The organism is Jatrophihabitans sp. (assembly GCF_035474675.1).
Lineage (GTDB): Bacteria > Actinomycetota > Actinomycetes > Mycobacteriales > Jatrophihabitantaceae > Jatrophihabitans_A.
On the sequence record NZ_DATINC010000176.1, the window covers coordinates 1 to 5,547 of the forward strand.

The 5,547-nt window shown below is 69.8% G+C and carries 6 protein-coding genes; all 6 read right to left on the minus strand.

From position 1 onward, the window contains the following. Window positions 1-941 (minus strand): MCE family protein (locus VLJ82_RS20235; RefSeq protein ID WP_408665176.1); only part of this gene is annotated, 941 nt, incomplete at its 3' end. 28 nt (window positions 942-969) lie between these two features. Further along, window positions 970-2,295, minus strand: coding sequence for an MCE family protein (locus tag VLJ82_RS20240; RefSeq protein WP_408665177.1), 1,326 nt, complete (start codon window positions 2,293-2,295; stop codon window positions 970-972). Next, window positions 2,292-3,134, minus strand: coding sequence for an MlaE family ABC transporter permease (locus VLJ82_RS20245; protein WP_408665178.1), 843 nt, complete (start codon window positions 3,132-3,134; stop codon window positions 2,292-2,294). Before VLJ82_RS20245 ends, VLJ82_RS20240 begins: the two co-directional genes overlap by 4 nt. Before the next feature lie 46 nt (window positions 3,135-3,180). Continuing rightward, the gene (locus VLJ82_RS20250) at window positions 3,181-3,957 is read right to left on the minus strand and encodes an MlaE family ABC transporter permease (protein WP_408665179.1); all 777 of its coding nucleotides are present in this window, start codon (window positions 3,955-3,957) and stop codon (window positions 3,181-3,183) included. After that, complete coding sequence (locus VLJ82_RS20255) at window positions 3,954-4,991, minus strand: ABC transporter ATP-binding protein (protein ID WP_408665180.1); 1,038 nt, start codon at window positions 4,989-4,991, stop codon at window positions 3,954-3,956. The genes VLJ82_RS20250 and VLJ82_RS20255 overlap by 4 nt, the downstream gene beginning before the upstream one ends. Window positions 4,992-5,304: 313 nt before the next feature. Then, on the minus strand, window positions 5,305-5,547 hold a 243-nt coding region (rplL, locus tag VLJ82_RS20260), incomplete at its 5' end, for a 50S ribosomal protein L7/L12 (protein ID WP_408665181.1).

Below are 5,547 nucleotides of genomic sequence, written 5' to 3' on the forward strand. Positions count from 1 at the left end.
GTCCGGGTCAGGGTGGCGATCTTGTTCGGGAACCGCTGCAGGATGCCGTCCACGGTGGTGTTGCCGGCGTTGAGGGTCTGGGCGAGCCCGGTCAGGTCCTCGACGTCCTGCTTGAGCTGCGGGCGGGCCTTGTCCAGCAGGCCGGCGGTCGCCGAGGTCAGGTTGTTGATGCCGGTGATCGAGTTCCCGATCGCGGTCCGGTCCTCGGCCAGGCCCGACACCCAGCGCTGCAGTTGCACGATCAGCTCGGACAGTTTCGCCTCGCGCTGGCCGAGGGTGTCCAGCACCGCGGACAGGTTGTCGACCAGGTCGCCGATCACCTTGTCCTTGTCGGCCACCGCCGAGGTCAGCTCGGCGGTCTGGCGCAGCAGGTTGTCGACGGTGCCGCCCTCGCCCTGCAGGGTCTGGATGATCTGCATCGACAGGCTGTTGATCTCGGCCGGGTCCAGCCCGCTGAACAGCGGCTTGAAGCCGGCGAACAGGGTGGACAGGTCCAGGGCGTTCTGGGTCTGGCTGAGCGGGATCACTGCCTTCGGCTTCAGCGTGGTCTCCGGCACCCCGGGAATCTCGCTGCCCTGCTCCAGGGCCAGGTAGCGCTGGCCCACCAGGTTGCGGAAGCGCAGCTTGGCCCGCACCCAGCTGGTCAGCGGCCGGTCCACCGAGACGTCGAACTTGACCTGGGCCAGGAACCTGGCCGAGGCGGGGTCGGCCGGGTTGGACTCGCGGACCAGCTTGATCGACTGGACGGAGCCGACTCGCACCCCCGACACCCGGACGTCGTCGCCGGCCAGCAGCCCGGTGGCGTCGGAGAACAGGCCGTAGTAGCTGACCGCCTTGCCGTAGCCGGCGTTGCTGATGGTCGCGGCCAGCACGTAGGTGGCCATCGTGGTCACCAGCAGGAAGGCCACCAGCTTGACCAGCGGCGCTAGCAGGCCCCTCATCCGACCGTCACCTCTTCGCGCGAGCTGGTCATCCGACCGTCACCTCGCTGCCGCGCAGCAGCGGCCCAGCCAGCAGCGTGGCCAGCGCCGGGACCTTCGCCGGGTCGTCGCCGTAGCTGCCCGACAGCAGCGCCGAGATCAGCCGGGTCTCGGCCGGCGAGCCGACCCCGCCGGCGTGGTAGGCGGCCCGGTCGGCGCCGGGCAGCGAGGCGGGCCCCGCCGCGGGAGCGCCGTCCGGGAAGTTGATGCCCGGGAACGGCTTGGGCGGGCTGGGCAGGCCGTAGCAGTGCGGGCCGCCACCGGAGACGTAGCGCGGCTCGTTGCCGGGCACGTACTTGCCCCGGCTGTTGATGAACTCCAGGGTGATGTGCAGGCCGGGCTGCTTGCCGCCGAAGGTGTCCTCCAGCCGCGGCTCCAGGCCGGCCAGGCCCTGGGCCAGGCACGGGTACTCCGGTGAGAAGTCGGCCAGCACCCGCAGCACCCGGGCCGAGGAGGCGGCCAGCTGGATCAGGTAGTCACCGTCGGCGGTGAGGAAGCCGTCCAGCTCGTCGGAGGTCGAGGTGGCCGCGGTCAGCAACTGGTCCAGCGCCTGCGGCCGGCTGCTGATGGTCCGCGAGGTGGTCTGCAGGTTGCCCAGGCTCGCCAGCAGGTCGGGCGCGGCGTCGTTGTAGAGGGTGGCCACCTGGCCGAGCTTGGCCAGGTCGTCGGCCAGCTCCGGCACCTTCGGATTGAACTTGAGCAGATAGTCGTTGAACGCGGCCAGGTTGTCGCCCAGCTGCTTGCCGCGGCCCTGCAGCGCGGTGGCCAGCGCCGTCAGGGTCGCCTTGACGTCTTCTGGATGCAGCGCCAGCAGCACCGGGTACAGGTCGTCGAGCACCCGCTCGACCTCGATCGCGTCCCGGCCCGCGGAGATGGTGTCGCCGGACCGGACCGGACGGGCCCGCTCACCCGTCAGGTCGGCGGGCACCTGCAGTGCCACGTACCGCTCGCCGAACAGGGTCTTGGGCAGCAGCAGCGCGCCGGCGCCGACCGGGATCAGCTTGGCCTTGGCCGGGTCCAGCGCCATGGTGAGCCGGGCCCGGGTCTCGGGCTGCTGGCCAGCGGCGGCCGGCACGTTGTAGGTCGAGATCTCCCGGACGGTGCCGACCAGGATGCCGCGCAGCTTGACGTCCGAGCGCGGCAGCAGCTGCGCTCCGGTGTGGTCGGTGTCCAGGGTGACCAGAGTGACCTTGGTGAACACCTGCCGGTAGGCCGCGATCGACAGGCTCAGCAGGCCGGCGAGCACCGCCAGGAACACCAGGCCGGCCAGCCGGACCCGCACCGCGCGCATACCGCTGCCCCGCACCCGGCTCACCCCGCGATCCGGACGGTGGTGGTGGCACCCCAGATGGCCAGCGACAGGAAGAAGTCGATGACGTTGACGGCCACGATCGCGGTCCGGACCGCCCGGCCGACCGCCACGCCCACCCCGGCCGGGCCGCCCTTGGCGGTGTAGCCGTAGTAGCAGTGCGTCATCACGATCACGACCGCGAACACCAGCACCTTGAAGAACGACCAGAGCACGTCGGTGGGCGGCAGGAACAGCCGGAAGTAGTGGTCGTAGGTACCGGTCGACTGCCCGTAGTACACCGTGGAGATGGTGCGTGCGGACAGGTAGGAGCACAGCAGGCCGATGACGTACAGCGGGATCACCGCGATGAAGCCGGCGATCAGCCGGGTGGTCACCAGGAACGGCAGCGACGGGACCGCCATCACCTCGAGTGCGTCGACCTCCTCCGAGATCCGCATTGCGCCGAGCTGGGCGGTGAACCCGCAGCCCACGGTGGCCGACAGCGCCAGGCCCGCCACCAGCGGCGCGATCTCGCGGGTGTTGAAGTAGGCGGAGATGAAGCCGGTGAAGGGGCCGGCGCCGAGCTGGTTGAGCGCGGCGTAGCCCTGCAGGCCCACCTCGGTGCCGGTGAAGAAGGACAGAAACGCGATCACGCCCACCGTGCCGCCGATCACCGCCAGCGCGCCGGTGCCGAAGGTGACCTCGGCCAGCAGCCGCAGTACCTCCTTCTTGTAGCGGCGGATGGTGCGGGGCGTCAAGGCCAGCGCCTTGACGTAGAACAGCAGCTGCTCGCCGAGGTCGTCCAGCGCGCCGACCGGCCGCCCGGCCGCCCGTCTCACCGAGCGCAGTGCGGTGCTAGCCATTGGCTGCGCTCCTCGCTCGTCCCTCGCTGCGATGCTCATTCACAGGTCAGGACCCCTTCGGCGGGACGACCTGGAAGTACACGGCCGTCATGACGAAGTTGACGAAGAACAGCAGCAGGAAGGTGATGACCACGGACTGGTTCACCGCGTCGCCGACGCCCTTCGGCCCGCCGCCGGCGTTGAGGCCCTTGTGCGAGGCCACCACGGCGGCGATCAACCCGAACACCACCGCCTTCAGCTCGCCGGCGTACAGGTCGGGCAGCTGGGCGAGGGCGGAGAAGCTGGCCAGGTACGCGCCTGGCGTGCCGCCCTGCAGCACCACGTTGAAGAAGTAGCCGCCGGCGACGCCGACCACGCTGACCAGGCCGTTGAGCGCGGTGGCCACCAACATGCAGGCCAGCACCCGTGGCACAACCAGCCGCTGGACCGGGGAGATGCCGAGCACCTCCATCGCATCGATCTCGTCGCGGATCTTGCGGCTGCCCAGGTCCGCGCAGATCGCCGAGCCGCCGGCGCCGGCGATCAGCAGCGCGCAGACGATCGGGCTGGCCTCCCGGATGACGGCCAGCACCGAGGCCGCGCCGGTGAAGGACTGGGCGCCCAGCTGCCGGGTCAGGGTGCCCAGTTGAAGGGCGATGACCGCGCCGAACGGGATCGCGACCAGGGCCGTCGGCAGGATGGTCACGCTGGCGATGAACCATGCCTGCTGAACGAACTCCCGGAACTGGAACGGCCGCTTGAAGGTCAACCGGACGACGTCGAGGAACAGCGCGAACAGCCGGCCGGCGTGGCTGATCCCGGCTGCCGGGGACAGCGAGCTCATTCGGCCACCGACTCATACTCCGGCAACCGGGACCGGTGCTCGTCGTCCAGGGCGCGCTTGACGGCCTCCTGGGCCTTCTCCGGCAGGGTGTGCAACATCTGCAGCACCCGCTCCTGCCGCCGTCCGGCCGCCTTGCGCTCGGGCAGCCCGGGCGAGGGCAGCAGCTGCGGCGGCACCCCGCTGCCGGTGGCGCCCTTCGGGCCGGTTCCCGGCGCCGGCGGGCCGTTGGTGGTATCCAGCGCGGCCAGCTCGGCGGCGACCTGGCCGGCGTCCTTCTCCTCCGACATCCCGATCGGGCCTTCGCGGCGGCCGTTGAGGAACTGCTCCACCACCGCCTCGTCCGAGGTCAGCAGCACCTCGCGCGGGCCGAACATGACCAGTTCGCGGCGGAACAGCAGCCCGAGGTTGTCCGGCACGGTCCGCGCCGTGCCGATGTCGTGGGTGACGATCAGGAACGTCGAGTCGGTCTGGGCGTTCAGGTCGACGATGAGCTGGTTCAGGTAGGCGACCCGGACCGGGTCCAGGCCGGAGTCCGGCTCGTCGAACAGGATGATCTCCGGATCCAGCACCAGGGCGCGGGCCAGGCCCGCCCGCTTGCGCATGCCGCCGGAGATCTCACCGGGCAGCTTCTTCTCGGTGCCGGTCAACCCCACCATCTCAAGCTTCTCCGAGACGATCTGGCGGATCTCGGTCTCGCTCTTGCGGGTGTGCTCACGCAGCGGGAAGGCGATGTTGTCGAAGAGGTTCATCGACCCGAACAGGGCGCCGTCCTGGAACAGCACGCCGAACAGCTTGCGGGTCTCATACAGCTGGTGCTCGCTGCACCGGGCGAGGTCGACGTCCTTGATGACGATCGAGCCGCGGTCGGGCTTGAGCAGGCCCACCAGGGTCTTGAGGAAGACCGACTTGCCGGTGCCGGACGGGCCGAGCATGACGCTGATCTCGCCGAGAGGCAGGGTGAGTGTGACATCGCTCCAGATGACCTGCTTGCCGAAGGACTTGGTCAAGCCCTTGACAGCAACCTCGACTCCCACCCCAGCTCCTCCCTCGCCCGCGGGTTCCTCTGCCGAGAAAAAGGGGCGCGCCGGATCGCAGCGGAACCAGCGTCTGCGGTGACAAACGACCTAGCCGCTATTCGGTTACCGCAGCGATCACACCCAGCCGCCGGGCACTGGCACAGAGTAGCGGGGCTGCGACGGCGCGCGACGGAGGAAACGGTGAAGCGCCTGATATCAGGCTCCACGGACGGATATCAGGCTCCACGGACGGATATCAGGCTCTACGGACGGCACTGGGGGCGGCCCGTTGTCACGGACCGCCCCCAGTGGAAACCGGGTAGTGCGGGAACTACTTGACGGTCACCGTGGCGCCGGCGCCTTCCAGGGCCGCGCGGGCCTTGTCGGCGGCTTCCTTGTTGACCTTCTCCAGAACGGCCTTCGGGGCGCCGTCCACCAGGTCCTTGGCCTCCTTCAGGCCGAGGCTGGTGAGGGTGCGCACCTCCTTGATGACCTGGATCTTCTTGTCACCGGCAGCTTCGAGGATGACGTCGAACTCATCCTGCTCGGCCTCGGCCTCGGCCGGCGCGCCGCC

What these genes read in the sequence shown, in the direction of transcription:
- VLJ82_RS20245 (WP_408665178.1), bottom strand. Translation starts at nt 3,134, where the DNA reads ATGGCTAGCACCGCACTGCGCTCGGTGAGACGGGCGGCCGGGCGGCCG.
- VLJ82_RS20250 (WP_408665179.1), bottom strand. Translation starts at nt 3,957, where the DNA reads ATGAGCTCGCTGTCCCCGGCAGCCGGGATCAGCCACGCCGGCCGGCTG.